The following is an 18,184-nucleotide window of genomic DNA, read 5'->3' on the forward strand; positions in this document are numbered from 1 at the left end:
GTATTTAATTAGTAACACAAACTTACTGTAAAAAATTAGTATTAAAAATTTAAAAAATAAAACTATGGCTTTAGTAACACCTTTAGACCCAAATCATGATGAAGAAACAAAACGTTTATCAGATTTTTATAATGAAACCTTAGGTTTTTGCCCGAACTCGGTTTTAACTATGCAACGAAGACCTGAAATATCGAAAGCCTTTATCAACTTAAATAAAGCAGTGATGGCAAACCATGGTCGAGTAACATCAGCATTGAAACGTATGATTGCTTGGGTGAGTAGTAATGCTACAGGGTGTCGTTATTGTCAAGCACATGCAATTAGAGCAGCAGAACGTTATGGGGCAGAACAAGAACAATTAGATAATATTTGGGAGTATAAAACACATCCTGCTTTTTCTGATGCAGAACGCGCTGCGTTAGATTTTTCTTTAGCAGCATCAATGGTTCCAAATATGGTAGATGAAAAGATAAAAGAAGAATTATATAAACATTGGAATGAAGGAGAGATTGTTGAAATGTTGGGGGTAATCTCTCTTTTCGGGTATTTAAATCGTTGGAATGATTCTATGGGAACCAGTATAGAAGATGGCGCGGTTGAAAGTGGAGAGCAGTATTTAGGTAAACATGGATGGAACGAAGGAAAACATGTGTAAAAATTAAAAGCTCGCAATTGCGAGCTTTTTTATTAAGTGTATAGAGTTTTTATTGTTTTTTTAGTAAATCTCTAATCTCAGCTAATAATTCTTCTTGACTTGGTCCTTTTGGAGCTTCAGGTGCAGGTTCTTCTTTTTTCTTCATTGCATTTACCGCTTTAACAACCATAAACATTACAAAGGCTACGATAATAAAATCAATGACGTTAGTTAGAAACTCACCATACATTATGGCAACTTCTCCTGTTACTTTACCAACCTCATCAGCAACCCCCTCCTTAAGTACATATTTCACATTTTTAAAATCAGCCTTAAAAATAAGCCCAATTAAAGGAGAAACAATTCCTACTGTGAAAGAAGTTACTATCTGTTTGAAAGCAGCACCCATTACAAAACCTACTGCAATGTCAACTAAACTGCCTTTCATCGCGAAGTCTTTAAACTCTTTGAATATTCCCATATTTTTGATTTTTAATAGTTTATGAATAAAAAAAATTAACTTTTTACCAATCTTTTTATACGTTGAGATAAAGCTGTAAGTATTTCGTATGGAATAGTTTCACTTTTATGTGCCATGTATTCTACATGTTGCTGATGATTGAAAATAACAACTTCATCTCCTTCTTCACAATCAATTTTAGTAACATCTACCATAATCATATCCATACATACATTGCCAATAATTGGAGCTGGTTGATTGTTGATAAATACAAAACCGTTTTTATTCCCCAGCTTTCTTGAGATACCATCTGCGTGCCCTATAGGAATTGTAGCACTTCTTGTAGGTTTGCTGGCTACAAAAGCTCTGTTATAACCTACGGTTTCACCAGGTTGAATTAAATGAATTTGAGAAATAATAGATTTTAATGTGTGTGTGTGTTTAAGTTGAGAAGTTTCTTGTTTATCGTTTCCAAAACCGTATAAACCTATTCCTAAACGTACCATATCGAACTGAGCTTTTGGATAATTAATAATTCCTGAAGTATTTAAAATGTGTATCATAGGTTGATATCCTAAATGCTCATAAATATGCTTCACAATGTAAGCGAAGTTATTTATTTGACCTACGGTGAATTCTTGTTCATTTAAATCTTCGCTGGCAGCTAAATGAGAAAAGAGAGATTCTACTTTTATATTATTTGACCCTTTTAATCCCGTTACAATAGCAGGAATATCGGTATGCCAAAACCCTAATCGATTTAAACCTGTATTAAACTTTAAATGAACGGGGTAGTTCATTAAAGGTTTTTCATCAGCAAGTTTTAAAAAAGCATCAAAAATTTTAAAATTGTAGAGGTTGGGCTCTAAGCGATATTTAACAATATCTTTTAAGTTTTTAATTTGTGGATGTAAAACTAAAATAGGTGTATTAATTCCAGCTTCGCGCAGAGTAATACCTTCACTTGAATAAGCAACGGCAAAATAATCAACCTGATCTTGAACAATTTTAGCAATTTCTGTAGCCTCACTTCCGTAACCAAAAGCTTTCACTACTACTAAAATTTTTGTTTCTGGTTGTAGTTTTTGCTTAAAGTAAGATAAGTTATGTAGTACAGCTTGCGAGTTAATTTCTAATATAGTGACATGATTATTGTTCATTGTTCTTTTCTTCTTTTTGATGTAATTTTTGATCCTTCATGGCCTTGTAATAAGCAGCCCTACTTAATGGTTCGTACTCTTGAGTTTCACCTAAAAAAACTAAATCGTCACTTTGTGCTTTTCGGTAGCTATAATGTGCTAAATTTCCTGTACGGGTACAAACAGCGTGTACTTTTGTAACATACTCTGCAGTAGCCATAAGTGCTGGCATTGGTCCGAAAGGATTACCTTTAAAATCCATATCTAAACCAGCGACTATAACACGAATTCCTCTATTAGCTAAATCGTTACAAACAGCTACTATTTCATCGTCAAAAAATTGCGCTTCATCTATACCTATAACATCTACATCATTTGCTAATAATCGAATATTAGAAGATGCAGGAACAGGTGTGGATCTAATTCTATTTTCGTTGTGAGATACAACTTCTTCATCGTCGTATCGAGTATCAACAGAAGGTTTAAAAATTTCAACACGTTGCTTGGCAAACTGTGCTCGTTTGAGTCTACGAATTAATTCTTCTGTTTTACCCGAAAACATTGAGCCACAAATTACCTCAATCCAACCAAATTGTTCTGTATGATTTACTGTATTTTCAAGAAACATTTTGTAATTTTAAGCTCTAATTATTGATTTTTGTATTACTTTCGAATGAAGAACAAATTTATTAAAATTTAGCAGCAAAAATTAAAATCAAATAACAACTTATGCACAAAAAACTAGCATCGGATTTAACCAGTTTAGCACACAGTATCTTACAGATGAAAAATAGAGAAGATGTGTTTGAGTTGAAAAAAAAGGCATATGAAGTTTATGAGAAACTTTTGGTTTTGGCGTATGTAGAAGAGTATATTAATAACACTCCTAACCCTGAAAAAAATAAAGAACAGCTATTAAAAGAGGTTTTGTTAGCTGAACGGAGAAAGAATGCAGATGCTGTGGTTGAAGATTTTTCTTTTAAAGAAGAAAAGATAAGTGTTAAACCTGATGAAGAAGTTGTTAGTAATGTGGAAGCTTTGATAGAAAGGAAAGAAGAACTAATTGAAGAAGAGATAAAATTAGAGGAAGAACCTATAAAAAAGGAAGAAGAAAAGATACAGGAGGAAGAAAATTTAGAAGAAGATTTACAACAAGAAGCAGCTGAAAAGGTAATTGAAGAGGTTGATAAAGAAACAGTTGCTAATGAATTTATTGAACAACCTTTTGATGAACTTGAAGAATTACTTCACGGTGAAACCAAAGATGAAAAAAATGATGTAAGAGATGTAGGAGAAAGAAAAACACCTACTCTTGAAGATGAGTTACAAGATACCATTTCAGTAGATATCATGACAGATTTATTTACTAAAGCAGAATCTAAAAAATCATTAAATGACCATTTTCAAAAAACAATACAGATTGATTTAAACGATAGAATTGCTTTTGTAAAGCATTTGTTTGATGGAAATCAAAATGATTTTAATAGAGTCATTTCTCAATTAAATACTTTTAAAACAGAAAAAGAAGCTAAAAAGTTTATCAATAAAATGATAAAACCTGATTATGATTGGTCTACTAAAGAAGTGTATGAAAACAGGTTGATAGAAATTATAGAAAGAAGATTTGCTTAGATGGATACTAACCTTGTAGTTGTACATACACATTTTCATAATAGAAGAACAGGTGTTACAAGAAGTATTGAAAATGTACTTCCTGAATTAAAAAAACTATGTACAACTTATCTTTATGGTTATTGTATTGAAGGAGAAAAAATTTCAACGAGTCAGTTAAAAAAGATATTGTTTTCTAAAGAAAACATTGTTGTTCATTGCCACCGTAACAATGAAATTTTAAAAATGTTATGGTATCGAGTTTTAGGAGCAAAATTTAAATTAGTAGCTACACGACATGCCGAAACAGTACCTTCAGGCTTTACCAAACTTTTATTAAAGAAATCAGACCAAGTTGTTACATTAACAAGTTCAATGCATAAAACCTTAGGAATACCTAATGTAAAAGTGCCACATGGAGTAGATACAGTTTTTTTTTCTCCTAATCAGAAAAAAGACTTGAAAAATATTGTTCAAAAAAATATTATTCTTTGCGCGGGTAGAGTAAGAAAAGCTAAAGGGCAAAAAACATTACTAGAAGCGGTAGCACCTGAATTACAAGAAAACAAAGATTGGGCATTGGTTGTTGTTGGAAAGGTAGATAAACCTGCTTTTTTAGAAGAACTAAAAGAAGTAGCTAAAAAGAATAATGTTGAAAATCAAATTTACTTTATTGATGAAACCTTAGATATTGTTTCTTATTACCAAGCAGCTACAATTACCGTTGTTCCTTCTTTTACTGAAGGGTTTTCTTTAGTATGTGCAGAAGCTATGGCATGTGGAAATACAGTAGTAGCTACAAAAAATGTTGGAGTTCATTCTGAACTGATAACGAATTTAGAATCTGGATATTTATTTAATTCAGGAAATACAAGTGAGCTTCAAAAAATAGTTAAAAGTTTAATGAGTAAGCAGCTTCCTCAATTAGGAGCTAGAGCTAGAAAAGAGATTGAAGAAAATTGGAGTGCACAAAAAGAAGCCGAAAACTTAATAAGAGTTTATTAAAAGCAATTTTGAAGGGAAAAGCTAAGATCAATATCTTAGCTTTTGATTAAATCTTAAAAGTAAGCATAGGTCGTATAGCGTTTTTTGAAAGATTCTTGGTAATACTTCCATTAAATATATGAGACAATCCACTTCTTCCATGAGTAGCTAATGCAATAATATCAGCATTAACTTTACTAGAAAAGTTCAGAATCCCTCTTTCAATAGAGGAATCGTTATAAACGTTAATTGTGTAATTTTTTAAATTGTATTTTTCGATATAGTTTTTAATACGGTTGTTAGTCTCTTGAGTATTTTCAAATTTTTGAGGAGTATTGATTTTTAGCAAATGAACTTTGGAGTCAAAATTATTGGCAAATTCCAAAAACCGTTCAAAAGCCTTGTTTTTATTAGGCTTAAAACTCGAAGCAAAAACAACGTTTTTAGGTTGAAAATTATCATCATCTTTTTTAGTAACTATTACAGGGGTTTCAGAATTCCGCACTACTTTTTCAGTGTTAGAACCTATAAGAATTTCTTCTAATTCTGTATGACCTTTGGCCCCCATTACAATGAGATCAGCTCCAATTTTTTTAGAATACTCACGAATTCCGTCATAAGGACTTTGAAATCGTATAGCGTGTTTTATATTGTTGTTTTCAGGAAAAAATTGTTCTTTGTAGTCATTTAATCTATCCCGAACTTTCCGTATATATAACATGCTTTCAGGGATACTAAAATTACTTCCAGCCCCCATATCTAAAATTCCTGTAGGGAGTTCAATCATATGAAGAAGATGAACTTCGCTATTAGCTTTTTTTGCTATTTCAGAAGCTAACTTTGAAGCATATTCAGATGGTTTTGAAAAATCAGTAGGTACTAGTATTTTTTTCATAATAGTAAGATTTAAAGAGAGATAGTCTCCTAAAGATACGAAAAAACAATGTAACAAGGAAAGATATTTGTATGTTAATGAATAACTTACTATATTTGCTGCAAATTTATTAATCAGATAGATGAAGGGGACGTAAGTCCCCTCTTTTTATACCTAAGATGAATCAAGAACGAGTTAAAGAATTATTACAAGAAGCCCTACAAGAGAACGAATCGTTATATTTAATAGATTTACAGTTCTTGGCAGATAACAAAATAAAGGTAATAGTAGATGGTGATTTAGGTGTGCCTTTAAGTGAATGTATTCGTATTAGTAGAAATATAGAGCATAACTTAGATAGAGAAGAAGAAGATTTTTCGTTAGAAGTTACAACACCAGATATTGCTCAACCATTAACCGTTAAGCGTCAGTATAAAAAGAATATTAATCGAATTCTAAAAGTTAAAACAGCAACTGAAGAGTTTGAAGGAATATTAACAGAGGTAACAGAAGATGCGATTACCTTATTTTGGAAAACAAGAGAACCTAAACCAATAGGTAAAGGAAAGCATACGGTAGAGAAAACAATGACACTAACGTATCAAGATATTAAAGAAGCAAAAGTGAAGATCATATTTTAATTAGAGAATGAAATGGAAAATATTGCGTTAATTGAATCATTTTCGGAGTTTAAAGATAATAAAAGTATAGACAGAGTAACATTAATGTCTATTCTAGAAGAAGTATTTCGTGCAGCCTTAAAACGTAGATTTGGGTCTGATGAAAACTTTGATATTATTATCAATCCAGATAAAGGGGATTTAGAGATTTGGAGAAACCGAGTGGTAGTGGCAGATGGAATGTCTGAAGACGATAATGAGGAAATTGAACTTTCAGAGGCAAGAAAAATAGAACCAGATTTTGAAATTGGGGAAGATGTTTCTGAAGAAGTAAAACTAATAGACTTAGGAAGACGTGCTATTTTAGCATTGCGCCAAAACTTAATTTCTAAAATTCACGAACACGATAGTACAAACGTATTTAAGCAGTTTAAAGATTTAGAAGGAGAAATTTATAGTGCAGAAGTACATCATATTCGTCATAATGCTGTAATTTTGTTAGATGACGAAGGAAATGAAATTGTTTTGCCAAAGAGTGAACAAATTCGTTCAGACTTCTTTAGAAAAGGAGATGCCGTTAGAGGAGTAATAAAATCAGTAGAGTTAAGAGGTAATAAACCTGCTATTATTTTATCAAGAACTTCGCCAGCGTTCTTAGTGAAATTATTTGAACAAGAAATACCTGAGGTATTCGATGGCCTAATTACGATTGAAGGTGTAGCAAGAATCCCTGGAGATAAAGCAAAAATAGCGGTAGATTCTTATGACGATAGAATTGATCCTGTAGGAGCTTGTGTTGGAGTAAAAGGATCTCGTATTCACGGTATTGTGCGTGAATTAGGGAATGAGAATATTGATGTAATTAATTACACCAAAAATGAGCAACTATTCGTTGCAAGAGCATTAAGTCCTGCTAAAGTAACTTCTGTAGATATTCATATGTATGAAGAAGAGAAAAATGGCAAAAAAGGACGTGTAAATGTTTTATTAAAGCCAGAAGAAGTATCAAAAGCAATTGGTAGAGCTGGTGTTAATATTCGTTTAGCGAGTGAACTAACAGGTTACGAAATAGATGTTCAAAGAGAAGGGATTGAAGAAGAAGATGTAGAGTTAACAGAATTCTCAGATGAAATCGAAGCTTGGGTAATTGCAGAATTCAAAAAGATTGGTTTAGATACAGCAAAGAGTGTTTTAGAAAAAGATGTTTCAATGTTAGTGCAGAGAACCGATTTAGAAGAGGAAACAATTTTAGACGTTCAACGAATTTTAAGAGAAGAATTCGAAGATTAAAAAATATTAAGGAAGCTAGTTTCCTGCTTTTAATGTAAAATCTAGCAAAAAAGAGAAAAAAAGCATAACTATACTTAACACGTATAAAGTGTGTTTTTTCAATAAAAAAGTATAAAATAATATATGGCTGAAGGCAAAAAATTAAGACTAAATAAGGTTTTAAGAGAACTAAACATTTCTTTAGATAGAGCTGTAGAACACCTAGCTAAAAATGGCTATGATATAGAAGCTCGCCCTACTACCAAAATATCAGATAAAGAATATCAAATTTTATTTGATGGTTTTCAAACTGATAAATCTAAGAAGGTGGCCTCTAAAGAAGTTAGCGAAGAAAAGAGAAAAGAAAAAGAGGCAATTCGTCAGCAATTAGAACAAGAGCAAGAGAGAAAGCGATTAGAAGAAGCTAAAAAACAAGAAGTTTTAAAAGCCAAAGCTGAAAAGTTAGAACTTAAAACTGTAGGTAAAATAGATGTAGAAACTGGTAAAGCAGTTGAAGAAAAACCAGTACCTATAAAAAAAGAGGAAAAGGTAGAAACACCTAAAAAAGAAGAACCTGTTCAACCAGTCAAACCAGTAGAAGAAGCTATAAAAGTTGAAGAACCTACTGTAAAAGTTGAAGAGAAAAAGCCAGAGCCTCCAAAAACTGAAAAGCCAAAAGAAAAAGCAGTTAAAGTTCCTGTACAGGAAGTAAAAAAAGAACAACCTAAGGAAGTGAAAAATACTGTTGAAAAAAAGGTTAAAGAGGTGAAACAAATAGAAAAGGAAGTTGAGATTACTCCAGAAAATGCTGAGAAAATTGAAACTCAGTACAAAAAATTAGACGGTCCTAATTTTACGGGTCAAAAAATTGATTTAAAACAATTCGAAAGACCTAAAAAGAAAAAACCAGAAGCTAAGACAGACGCAGATAAAAAGAAACGTAAAAGAATTAGCAAACCTGGTACCCCAAGTACTGGAGCAAAACCTCAAGGAAATAACCGAGGGAGTCAAAACCGCGGTGGAGCTAACCGAGGAGGAGCTAACCGAGGAGGAGGTCAAAGAGGCAGAAGACCAGTTGTAACCCCAAAAGAAGAATTAACAGAAGCACAAATTCAAAAACAAGTTAGAGAAACCTTAGAAAAACTTCAAGGGAAATCTAAGAAAGGAAAAGGTGCAAAATATCGTAGAGATAAAAGAGATGCACACCGTCAGCAAAGTGAGGCTGAATTAGAAGCAGCACAAGCTGAAAGTAAAGTGTTAAAAGTAACAGAATTTGTTACTGTAAGTGAAGTAGCTACGATGATGGATGTTCCAGTTACTCAAATTATTTCTAGCTGTATGATGTTAGGAATGATGGTAACCATGAATCAACGTTTAGATGCTGAAACATTACAAATTGTTGCTGAAGAGTTTAATTATACAGTAGAATTTGTTGGTGCAGAGGTAGAAGAAGCGATAGAAGAGGGACAAGACAGTCCAGAAGACTTAGTAACTCGTGCTCCAATTATTACAGTGATGGGACACGTAGATCATGGTAAAACTTCGTTGCTAGATTACATACGTAACGCGAATGTAATTGAAGGAGAGTCAGGAGGTATTACCCAGCATATTGGTGCATACGCCGTTAAAGTAGGAGATCAAAAAATTGCTTTTCTAGATACACCAGGTCACGAGGCCTTTACAGCAATGCGTGCTCGTGGAGCTCAAGTTACCGATTTAGTAATTATCGTGGTAGCTGCCGATGACGACGTTATGCCACAAACAAAAGAGGCAATTTCTCACGCACAAGCAGCAGGAGTACCAATTATCTTTGCAATTAACAAAATAGATAAGCCAAACGCTAATCCTGACAATATTAAAACTCAGTTATCTGCTATGAATTTATTAGTAGAAGATTGGGGAGGTAATATTCAATCTCAAGAAATTTCTGCTAAAACAGGGCAAGGAGTTAGTGAATTATTAGAAAAAGTGTTGTTAGAGGCTGAGGTTTTAGAATTAAAAGCAAACCCTGATAAAAATGCGAATGGAGCGGTTGTAGAAGCCTTATTAGATAAAGGTAGAGGTTACGTATCTACAATTTTAGTACAAACAGGTACACTAAAAATTGGAGATTATATCTTAGCAGGAAAGCATAGTGGTAAAGTAAGAGCTATGTTTGATGATAAAGGTAAAAAAGTAGAAGAAGCAGGCCCGTCAACACCAGTATCAATTTTAGGTTTAGATGGTGCACCTCAAGCAGGTGATAAGTTTAATGTATTTGAAGACGAGCGAGAAGCAAAACAAATTGCAGCTAAGCGTTCTCAATTACAACGAGAACAATCAGTTAGAACACAAAAAACATTAACGCTTGCAGAAATAGGTCGTCGTATTGCACTAGGTGACTTTAAAGAACTAAATATTATTTTAAAAGGAGATGTAGATGGTTCTGTAGAAGCATTAACAGATTCATTCCAAAAATTATCTACTGAAGAAATTCAGGTTAATATTTTACATAAAGGGGTTGGAGCAATTACAGAATCAGACGTTTTATTAGCAACTGCTTCAGATGCTATTATTGTAGGATTTAATGTGCGACCACAAGGAAATGCACGTGCCGTAGCTGATAGAGAAGAAGTAGATATCAGAACATACTCAATTATTTATGATGCTATCAACGACTTGAAAGATGCAATGGAAGGAATGCTATCTCCTGAAATGAAAGAAGAAGTTCTTGGTAATGTTGAAATAAGAGAAGTATATAAAATTTCTAAAATTGGAAACATTGCAGGATGTATGGTGATATCAGGTAAGATTACAAGAGACTCTAAAGTTCGTATTATTAGAGATGGAATTGTGGTTCATGATGGTGTGTTATCTTCATTAAAACGTTTTAAAGATGATGTTAAGGAAGTAACTAAAGGATACGATTGTGGTCTTCAAATCAAAGGATATAATGATATTAAAGAAGGTGATACTATAGAGGCTTATATTGAAGTTGCAGTTAAGAAAAAATTGAAATAAACGAGACTTAATAAAGAGTCGTCCTAAAATAGGTTGACAATTTTATAAACAAATATTTAAACCTTTGGAGCTAGCTTCAAAGGTTTTTTTGTTATGTACAAAATTAGGAGCTTTATAATTAAGACTCAAATGTGATCTTTTTTCATTATAGGTTTTAATTAATTCCTTTGCTAATCTATTTAAATAACTGAAGTTTTTGCATTTATAAAATACAAAATCTTGTTTTAAATTCCATTGATTCTTTTAGCTAAAGTGTTTTTTGATAACAATCATATTGTTTTCAGTAAACTTCTTTTGATATACTTCAGAACAATACTGTAATCCTCTATCTGAATGATGAACTGCTTTAGCTGTGGTTATCCTATTTTTATTACATTTTCAGCACTCATATTATTATTAAGATGATGTCCTAGTATTTTCTACTATAAGCATCGGTAAATAGTGATAGATAATGTGTCTTTTGATATGTTTTCACATAAGTAATATCACCTACGGAATATTGTTCAGACTTTGTTGGTTTCAACACTTTAATAAATGTAGGATGTTTCCTTAGCCAATGTTTATCTAGTAACCCCAAACAGTCGATAACAATAAGCTAGACTTACTACTACTTGTTTTTGTTGAACGCATCTAATGGTTTGGGAGAAAACTTTTTTCTACTCAAGAAACAATGGCTAATTTAAAGCCCAAATTGTAATCTCGTTGATTCCTTTTTTTTCTTTGATTTTCTGAATCATTCATAAATAAGTCTATTTTGTGTCAACTTATTTCAGGATGGAGATAATTTATTATATATGAAGTGCCTATTAGGTATTTTTTTTGCATCAACTAGTAAAAAATGACTTTTTTACAGTCTTCATTATTAGTTGTTTAAAATAAAGCACAATTCTTTATTGTAGCTCCCAAGTGATGTTTAAAGGGCTTAATGTGCTGTAAACCAGTGTATAATTTTTTTTTGGATTATATGTTTAAATCCATATATTGTGTATCGTTAAAAAATTATTCAGTTTACTGGTAAAATAGTAAAAAATTAACAATTTATTTTTTAAAAATAAGTTTATTTGTTTAGTCTTTTAACAAAAACCGATAACACTTTGATAAGTGTAATGAGTAATTAATTTTTTAAATTTTCACAACATGAAAAGAATTTTTCTTACAATGGCAATTGCCGCTGGAATTTTAGTAGGTTGTCAAACAAATGAACAAAATCCAAGTACAGAACCAGAAGTTAGCGCTTCAACTTTACAAAAAGCAGAAAAGCAATGTTTTGCTAATGATGTTTTAGAAGCAAATATGGCTAAAGATCCTAGCTTAAAGGGCAAGATGGAAAACATTGAAAATTTCACAGCCAACTATATTCAAAAAGTTAAAAATGGAGAAGTAGCTGCAAGGTTAGTAGATGGGAAAATTCAAATCCCAGTAGTTTATCACGTAATTTATCGTCAAGCAAGTGAAAACTTATCTTTATCAGTATTACAAGACCAAATAGATGCACTAAACGAAGATTTCAACTTACAAAACCCAAATAGAAGTGCTATGCCAGCAGAGTTTGCAGGAGTTGAGGCTAATGTAAATATTGACTTTGTTATTGAAGATGTAATTAGAGTAGAAAACAGTAAGAAAAGAAGCTGGAGACCAGATGATTCAATGAAACTTACTTCTTCAGGAGGTAGTGATGTTGTAAATCCACAAGAGTTTTTAAATATTTGGATTGTAAACGTTATGCCATATAGAGGAAGGCAAATTTTAGGATATGCACAATTCCCAGGAGGTAGCTGGTCTACTGATGGTGTTGTATTAGCTCATAAGTTTGTTGGTCGTAACCAAAGAACTGCAACACATGAAGTTGGTCACTGGTTAAATTTACGTCACATTTGGGGTGATGGTGGATGTGGTGCTAGCGACTATGTTGCTGATACTCCTGATGCTGATGGAAATAGTAGAGGATGTCCTACTTACCCAGTAATTGAGTGTGGAAGTGCTAACATGACTATGAACTTCATGGATTACTCTGACGATAGCTGTATATATATGTTTACAGAAGGTCAAAAAGCTAGAATGGATGCGGTATTTGCTCCAGGAGGATTTAGAGCTACTATGGCAGACTAATCTGTTTCTAATACGAAAATCATATATAAAGACGTTCTTTAATTAAAAGAGCGTCTTTTTATTATAAATGAAAAATAAAAAATTCATGAAATATCTAAAAATAATAGCCCCAGTAATATTTTTATTAATGATGAACTGTGCAGCGCAAAACACGCCAAAAGGATTTGATACAATCACTTATAAAGCTCAAACTAGAGGAAGTTTAATTCAGATAACAGTTGAAGGAAGTAAACTGTTATATAAATCAAATGAAGTTGAAGGAAAGAAAGAAGTTTCAAAAGAACAATTAGAGGAGTTGAAGAAAGTAGTTAGTGAGCTAAATTTAGAAGAAATAGCAAACTTAAAAGCACCAAGTGAAAAGAGAATAATAGATGGAGCTTTGCATGCAGAGTTCACTGTTAAAATAGCAGATAAGGAATACAGGTCAAGTACATTTGATGCTGGTAACCCACCAAAAGAATTAAAAAAGTTAGAAGAATTTTTATATAACCTTTCTGATTTAAATGAAGAATAAAAAAACCGAGCAATTTGCTCGGTTTTTCATAATTTATTATTTATATTATTATAATCCAGCTTCCCTCCAAGACCAAGTAGAGATATCAACTTTAGTACCTGTTTTATAATTAGCTGTAGTAGAAGCAGTTTCTCCATCGATTAAAACGTTTGCTAAAGGACCACCATCTTTCATATCGATGTTTTTATCATATCCTTCTAGCCAGATGTTAGTAATAGTAGCACCAGACGTCTTTTTAAATTGTAAAGCAGTACCACCAATAGTTGAAATAGCTGTTAAATTTTCAAACTGAGGATTGTTATTTACTTTATCTCCTTCGAAAGCAGTTGAGAAACCAGCAATAGTATGAGAAATGTATGTGTTTGTGATTTTTCCATTCCATCCTTCAGTCCAATCTACAGAATCATCTTCGTTATTTTCTAAGTATAAATTAGTAGCAGAAACGGTTCCACCAAAGAACTCTACTCCATCATCAGCACCGTTGATTACAGCGATATTTTCAACAACAGTACCAGAGCCTACTGAATAGAAAGAAATTCCGTTATACTGAGATTCTGTGTTAATTTGAGCTCCAGTCCCTTTAATTACTAAGTTTTTGATAACTCCAGAGTTGTCATCATCTTGAGTACCACCGTAGATGAATCCGCCAACTTCAGCAGTTACATCAGTACCAGCAGAAGTAGTTGCTTTACCACAAATAGTTAAACCTCCCCAATCTCCTGGTTTACCAGCAGCAGAAGTCATTACTACTGGAGCATCAGTAGTACCATTAACATTTATTTTGCCTCCTTGTAAAACTGCAATGTAAACATCAGTTCCTTTAGGATCAACAATAATTTTTGTCCCAGCTTCAATATTTAAAGTAGCTCCGTCTTTTACGATATATGATCCTGTTAAGTTATAAGTTTTGTTAGATGTTAATGTTACATTTCCAATAACCTCCCCAACTAAAGGAGTAATTTCAATAATTTCTCCATTGATAAAAGACCAGTTAGAAATATCAACTTTAGTACTTGTTTTATAATTAGCTGTAGTAGAAGCAACCTCTCCATCAATTATAACATTAGCTAAAGGACCACTATCTTTCATATCGATGTTCTTGTTGTAACCTTCTAAAAATAAGTTTGTAATAGTAGCACCAGACTGTTTTTTAAATTGCAAAGCAGTACCTCCAACAATAGATTTAGCTGTTAAATTAACTAACTTCGGATTTTTGTTATCTTTATCTGCCTCCACAACAGTAGAAAAACCTGCTTTAGTATTAATAATGTAAGAGTTTTCAACAGTACCATTCCATCCTTCAGTCCAGTCGATAGCGTCATCTTCTAAATTTTCTAGGTATAAGTTAGTAGCAGAAACAGTACCTCCAAAAAATTCAACTCCATCATCAGCTCCATCAAAAACAGCAATGTTTTCAATTGTAGTTCCAGAACCTACCGCATAAAAAGAAACTCCATTGTACTGAGATTCTGTGTTAATTTGAGCTCCAGTTCCTTTAATTACTAAGTTTTTAATAACTCCAGAGTTGTCATCATCTTGAGTACCACCATAGATAAACCCACCAACTTCAGCAGTAACATTAGTACCAGCAGTAGTAGTTGCTTTACCACAAATGGTTAAACCACCCCAGTCACCTGGTTGTCCTTCATTAGAACTCATTACTACTGGGTTAGAATTTGTTCCGTTAATGTTTATTTTACCACCTTGTAATACTGCTATATATACATCTGTTCCTTTAGCGTCGGCAACAATACTAGTTCCAGCAGGAATAGTTAAGGTAGCTCCATCTTTAATTATAAAAGAACTGGTTAACGAGTAAGAAGCTCCTGTTAAAGTGTAGTTTTCTGCTAATTCACCACTCATAATTCCGTTTTGTAATTTCTCTACAACGTCAGAAACATCTGGAGGTAAAATTGCTGGGTCATCACTACCACAACTTGTAAAAGTTAAAGCTGCAAGAGATAAAAATGCTATACTTAATAATTTAAATGATCTTTTCATTTTGAATTCTTTGGTTTAATTTTATTCTACAAATAAATAGCTTATGTTTTTTGTTACTTTTAACTGAATATTAATTGATTGTTATATAAAACAATTAATATTAATTTAAGGTTAAAGCCTTTTTAGAAAGTGTAGTTTAAGCTTAAAGAAATTTGTCTTCCTTTTTTATAAGAAAGTACAGTTTCATTAGTTTGTATTAATGTATTTAAGTCACGTACTAGCTGAGTTTGTTCAATTTTAGGATCTAATAAATTTTTACCAATTAGTTTTGCAGTAAACCCTTTAAATATTTGTCTACTTAATACAAGGTCAAGAGTTACAAACCCTTTTTCGATTATTTCATCGTTGTATAGGGTGGCGCTATTATCAAAGTCTTCAGGTGCTCCTAGCGCATAAATTTTGTCAGAAGCATAGTTACCAGTTAAGGTAGCAATAAACTCATTCTCTTTATTGTCAGAGTAGCTTAAAGAACCATTAACAATAAAATCTGAAGCCCCTTGTAATTCAGATTCAGATTTTCCTTTGAACTGGTATCTAGGAGAAAGGTCTTGATTAAACCACATCTTAGTTAAGTTGGCTGTAGCATTTAATACAGTTTCTTCATCTTTATTTTTTAAAATGTCTACTTTACCTTCAATTTCAAAACCTAAAATATCAGCTTGTTTACCTGTATTGAAAAATTTAAAGTAACCAGAAGAACCTTGATCTTGTGTTAAATTTATAGGGTTGTTAATTTGTTTATAAAAAGCTGTAGCAGAAATTAACTGACTTCTGTTTGGGAAAAACTCCCATTTTAAATCAATGTTGTAAATGTCAGATTTTTCTAACTCTTCATTACCTCCTATAACACGCCCTGTGGGAGAAACATATTCGAAAGGAGATAATTCTTTAAACTCAGGTAGAGTTTGTGTTACACTTGATGCAAAACGAATATAATTCCTGTCATTTAATTCATATTTTAAATTTACACTTGGATATAAGCTTTCATAAGATCTTTTTGTGGCCCCAAACCTACCTGGTCGATTTGCTACGTTCCACGCCATATCAATTTCATTTCTCTCAAAACGGAGTCCAATATTACCAGATATTTTATTATCAAATTTAAAGTCGAAGTTTGTGTATGCAGCTAAAATAAATAATTCACCTTGGTATAAATCTGGTTGTTGTTCTCTTAAGATTAAACCAGCATTCGTGCCTTGTTGTAAAGTTTCTGATATCTGATCAACAGAAGGAGCTGTAAAATCTTTTGCTCTAAACCCAATAAATAAAGAACTAAAAGATCTTTCTTTTTTACGAAAATTTAAACCGTAGTTTAACTTATATGGTTTTTCTTCATATTCATCAGCAACATACCCTAAAGACCATTGGTTTTCTATAAATGCATTATATTCTGTGTCTTCAATTTTTTGAGACGACTTTCTTTGTTGGTAATCTCCAACGTGTGCAAATTGGATTAAAGGACTAGAATCAATATTTAAAATATTTACTTCATTTCTAATACGGTTAGGCTCTTCTGCCAAAACAAAGTTATAACCAGCTGCCCAGTTTAATTCGTTGTTTTTATTCCATTTATGCTCACCCATTAACTGGTTTACAAACATGGTCGTTTGTTTAAAGTTTTGATCTCTTACAAATGCACCTGTTTCTTGTGGGTCTTGATCAAATACATACCCTTCACCATTTCTACCTTGTTCGTATAATCCATCTACTCCTTTATTAACAAACAATGTGTTGTATTTTAGTTTATTATTGTCATTTAATTTCAAATCAACTCTTATATAACCTGTCGAGTTTGTTTTAGCAATAAAGTTTTCAACATCTGTATAAGAGTTGTTTAATACATTAGATCTATAAGCTTTAAAAATACCATTTCTGTACTCTGAAGATTTTGAGTGAGAAGCAGAAGCTAAAACTTTCCATTCTTTATTGAATAGATTGAATCTTTTTGCTCCAGATAGAGAAACTCCATAATTAATAGGTTTTTCTCCTTCTTTAGTATCCCAACCTTGTAATGTCATTAAATTTTGAAGAGCAAACTTTTTTTGATGAAATCCAAAAGTTACATCATCACTAATAATAGTTCTTCTAAAATTATCTACTTCAATAGCATTTGTGTTAGCACCACCACTTACGCTCATAGAAAGCATATCTTTGGTGTATTCTTTAGAAGCAATATTAACATTCCCTGAAGCTTGATCAGCATAACCGGTAGTTGAGTATGTTTTGCTAATACCAACATTTTGAATAACGTTAGTATTGAATAGACCTAAATTAACATTTTTGTTACTTACATCGTCAGAAGGAATAGGTAATCCATTCATTGTTGTTGATAGGTACCTGTCTCCTAAACCACGAATATAAATATCTCCTGAGCCTTCACTTTTGTTAACACCAGAAATCTTTGTAGTTGCAGCTGCCGCATCACTAACTCCTTTTTTAGCTAATTCTTGTGCTCCGATACTTTCTTTAATTACAGTAGCTTTTCTTTGCTCTAATAATAAGGCAGTTTCTTTTTCTCTACTTACTGTTGCATTAATTTGAACTTCATCAAGAGCAACACCCTCGTTAGCTCCTAGCTCTTCATTAATAACAATAGTTTCATTAGCCTTTACTAGAATTGATTTCTCAATTGTTTGGTAACCAACAAAGCTAAAAACGACAGTTTGATTACCTTCTGGTACACTAAGGGTGTACTTACCATCCATATCAGTTGTGCCTCCAATAGAAGTTCCCTTAATGAAGACATTAGCAAAAGGTAACGCTTCTCCACTCATTTCTTTGTCAGTAATAGTACCATTAATAGTACCTTTGCTTTGAGAAAATGCTAAATTACATAAGCTTAAAAAAGCTATAAATAATATTTTTTTCATTCTAATCTTTGAATTCTGTTTATTTATCCCGCAAAATTCAAGTTAATTAGTAAAGCTAATGTTACGTAGGAATTACGTTTGTATTATTAGAATGTTTAG

General features: G+C 32.3%; 14 protein-coding genes and 1 pseudogene. 8 read left to right on the forward strand and 7 right to left on the reverse strand.

Annotated elements, in window-relative coordinates:
• The first annotated feature begins 64 nt into the window (after positions 1 to 64).
• Positions 65 to 655, forward strand: coding sequence for a carboxymuconolactone decarboxylase family protein (locus ACKTSW_RS01805; RefSeq protein ID WP_408023563.1), 591 nt, complete (start codon positions 65 to 67; stop codon positions 653 to 655).
• Between the two features lie 49 nt (positions 656 to 704).
• Here the strand turns inward: ACKTSW_RS01805 and mscL are convergent, their stop codons facing one another.
• Genes mscL through ACKTSW_RS01820 form a run of 3 tightly spaced genes read right to left on the reverse strand, consistent with a single transcriptional unit; the run spans position 705 to position 2,861 of the window.
• Entirely contained in the window at positions 705 to 1,115 is a 411-nt protein-coding gene (gene mscL, locus ACKTSW_RS01810; protein ID WP_408023564.1) for a large-conductance mechanosensitive channel protein MscL, read from the reverse strand.
• Positions 1,116 to 1,150: 35 nt separating this feature from the next.
• On the reverse strand, positions 1,151 to 2,254 hold the full coding sequence (gene alr, locus ACKTSW_RS01815; RefSeq protein WP_408023565.1) for an alanine racemase: 1,104 nt from the start codon (positions 2,252 to 2,254) through the stop codon (positions 1,151 to 1,153).
• The gene (locus tag ACKTSW_RS01820) at positions 2,244 to 2,861 is read right to left on the reverse strand and encodes a thymidine kinase (protein ID WP_408023566.1); all 618 of its coding nucleotides are present in this window, start codon (positions 2,859 to 2,861) and stop codon (positions 2,244 to 2,246) included. The genes alr and ACKTSW_RS01820 overlap by 11 nt, the downstream gene beginning before the upstream one ends.
• 101 nt (positions 2,862 to 2,962) lie before the next feature.
• On the opposite strand from ACKTSW_RS01820, the gene ACKTSW_RS01825 reads away from it, so the two are divergent.
• Together ACKTSW_RS01825 and ACKTSW_RS01830 are read left to right on the forward strand one after the other, a co-directional pair.
• On the forward strand, positions 2,963 to 3,865 hold the full coding sequence (locus tag ACKTSW_RS01825) for a hypothetical protein (protein WP_408023567.1): 903 nt from the start codon (positions 2,963 to 2,965) through the stop codon (positions 3,863 to 3,865).
• Complete coding sequence (locus ACKTSW_RS01830) at positions 3,866 to 4,849, forward strand: glycosyltransferase family 4 protein (RefSeq protein WP_408023568.1); 984 nt, start codon at positions 3,866 to 3,868, stop codon at positions 4,847 to 4,849.
• A 46-nt stretch (positions 4,850 to 4,895) separates the two neighbouring features.
• Here ACKTSW_RS01830 and ACKTSW_RS01835 read toward each other — a convergent pair whose 3' ends face one another.
• Complete coding sequence (locus ACKTSW_RS01835; protein ID WP_408023569.1) at positions 4,896 to 5,723, reverse strand: universal stress protein; 828 nt, start codon at positions 5,721 to 5,723, stop codon at positions 4,896 to 4,898.
• A gap of 158 nt (positions 5,724 to 5,881) precedes the next feature.
• Between ACKTSW_RS01835 and rimP the strand changes: the two genes are divergently transcribed.
• The 3 genes from rimP to infB all read left to right on the forward strand — a co-directional run bounded on the left by rimP (position 5,882) and on the right by infB (position 10,591).
• Entirely contained in the window at positions 5,882 to 6,343 is a 462-nt protein-coding gene (rimP, locus tag ACKTSW_RS01840; RefSeq protein ID WP_408023570.1) for a ribosome assembly cofactor RimP, read from the forward strand.
• A gap of 12 nt (positions 6,344 to 6,355) precedes the next feature.
• Positions 6,356 to 7,612, forward strand: a complete 1,257-nt coding sequence (gene nusA / locus ACKTSW_RS01845) for a transcription termination factor NusA (RefSeq protein WP_408023571.1) — start codon at positions 6,356 to 6,358, stop codon at positions 7,610 to 7,612.
• Between the two features lie 123 nt (positions 7,613 to 7,735).
• Positions 7,736 to 10,591 (forward strand): translation initiation factor IF-2, encoded by a 2,856-nt coding sequence (infB, locus tag ACKTSW_RS01850; RefSeq protein WP_408023572.1) that lies wholly within the window; start codon positions 7,736 to 7,738, stop codon positions 10,589 to 10,591.
• Positions 10,592 to 10,818: 227 nt separating this feature from the next.
• On the opposite strand, the pseudogene ACKTSW_RS14295 reads toward infB, so the two are convergent.
• Positions 10,819 to 11,153, reverse strand: a pseudogene (locus ACKTSW_RS14295) (DDE-type integrase/transposase/recombinase); the annotation flags it as partial.
• A gap of 575 nt (positions 11,154 to 11,728) precedes the next feature.
• On the opposite strand from ACKTSW_RS14295, the gene ACKTSW_RS01855 reads away from it, so the two are divergent.
• Both ACKTSW_RS01855 and ACKTSW_RS01860 read left to right on the forward strand, forming a co-directional pair.
• On the forward strand, positions 11,729 to 12,700 hold the full coding sequence (locus ACKTSW_RS01855) for a M43 family zinc metalloprotease (RefSeq protein WP_408023573.1): 972 nt from the start codon (positions 11,729 to 11,731) through the stop codon (positions 12,698 to 12,700).
• 85 nt (positions 12,701 to 12,785) lie between these two features.
• Positions 12,786 to 13,214 (forward strand): hypothetical protein, encoded by a 429-nt coding sequence (locus ACKTSW_RS01860; RefSeq protein WP_408023574.1) that lies wholly within the window; start codon positions 12,786 to 12,788, stop codon positions 13,212 to 13,214.
• Positions 13,215 to 13,262: 48 nt separating this feature from the next.
• On the opposite strand, the gene ACKTSW_RS01865 is transcribed toward ACKTSW_RS01860, so the two are convergent.
• Positions 13,263 to 15,215 carry a hypothetical protein gene (locus ACKTSW_RS01865; protein ID WP_408023575.1) on the reverse strand — a complete coding sequence of 651 codons (1,953 nt, stop codon included), beginning with the start codon at positions 15,213 to 15,215 and terminating at the stop codon, positions 13,263 to 13,265.
• A 122-nt stretch (positions 15,216 to 15,337) separates the two neighbouring features.
• Positions 15,338 to 18,085, reverse strand: coding sequence for a TonB-dependent receptor (locus tag ACKTSW_RS01870; protein ID WP_408023576.1), 2,748 nt, complete (start codon positions 18,083 to 18,085; stop codon positions 15,338 to 15,340).
• Positions 18,086 to 18,184 lie beyond the last annotated feature (99 nt).

The sequence above is a fragment of the Tenacibaculum sediminilitoris genome, assembly GCF_964513795.1.
Taxonomy (GTDB): Bacteria; Bacteroidota; Bacteroidia; order Flavobacteriales; family Flavobacteriaceae; genus Polaribacter; species Polaribacter sediminilitoris.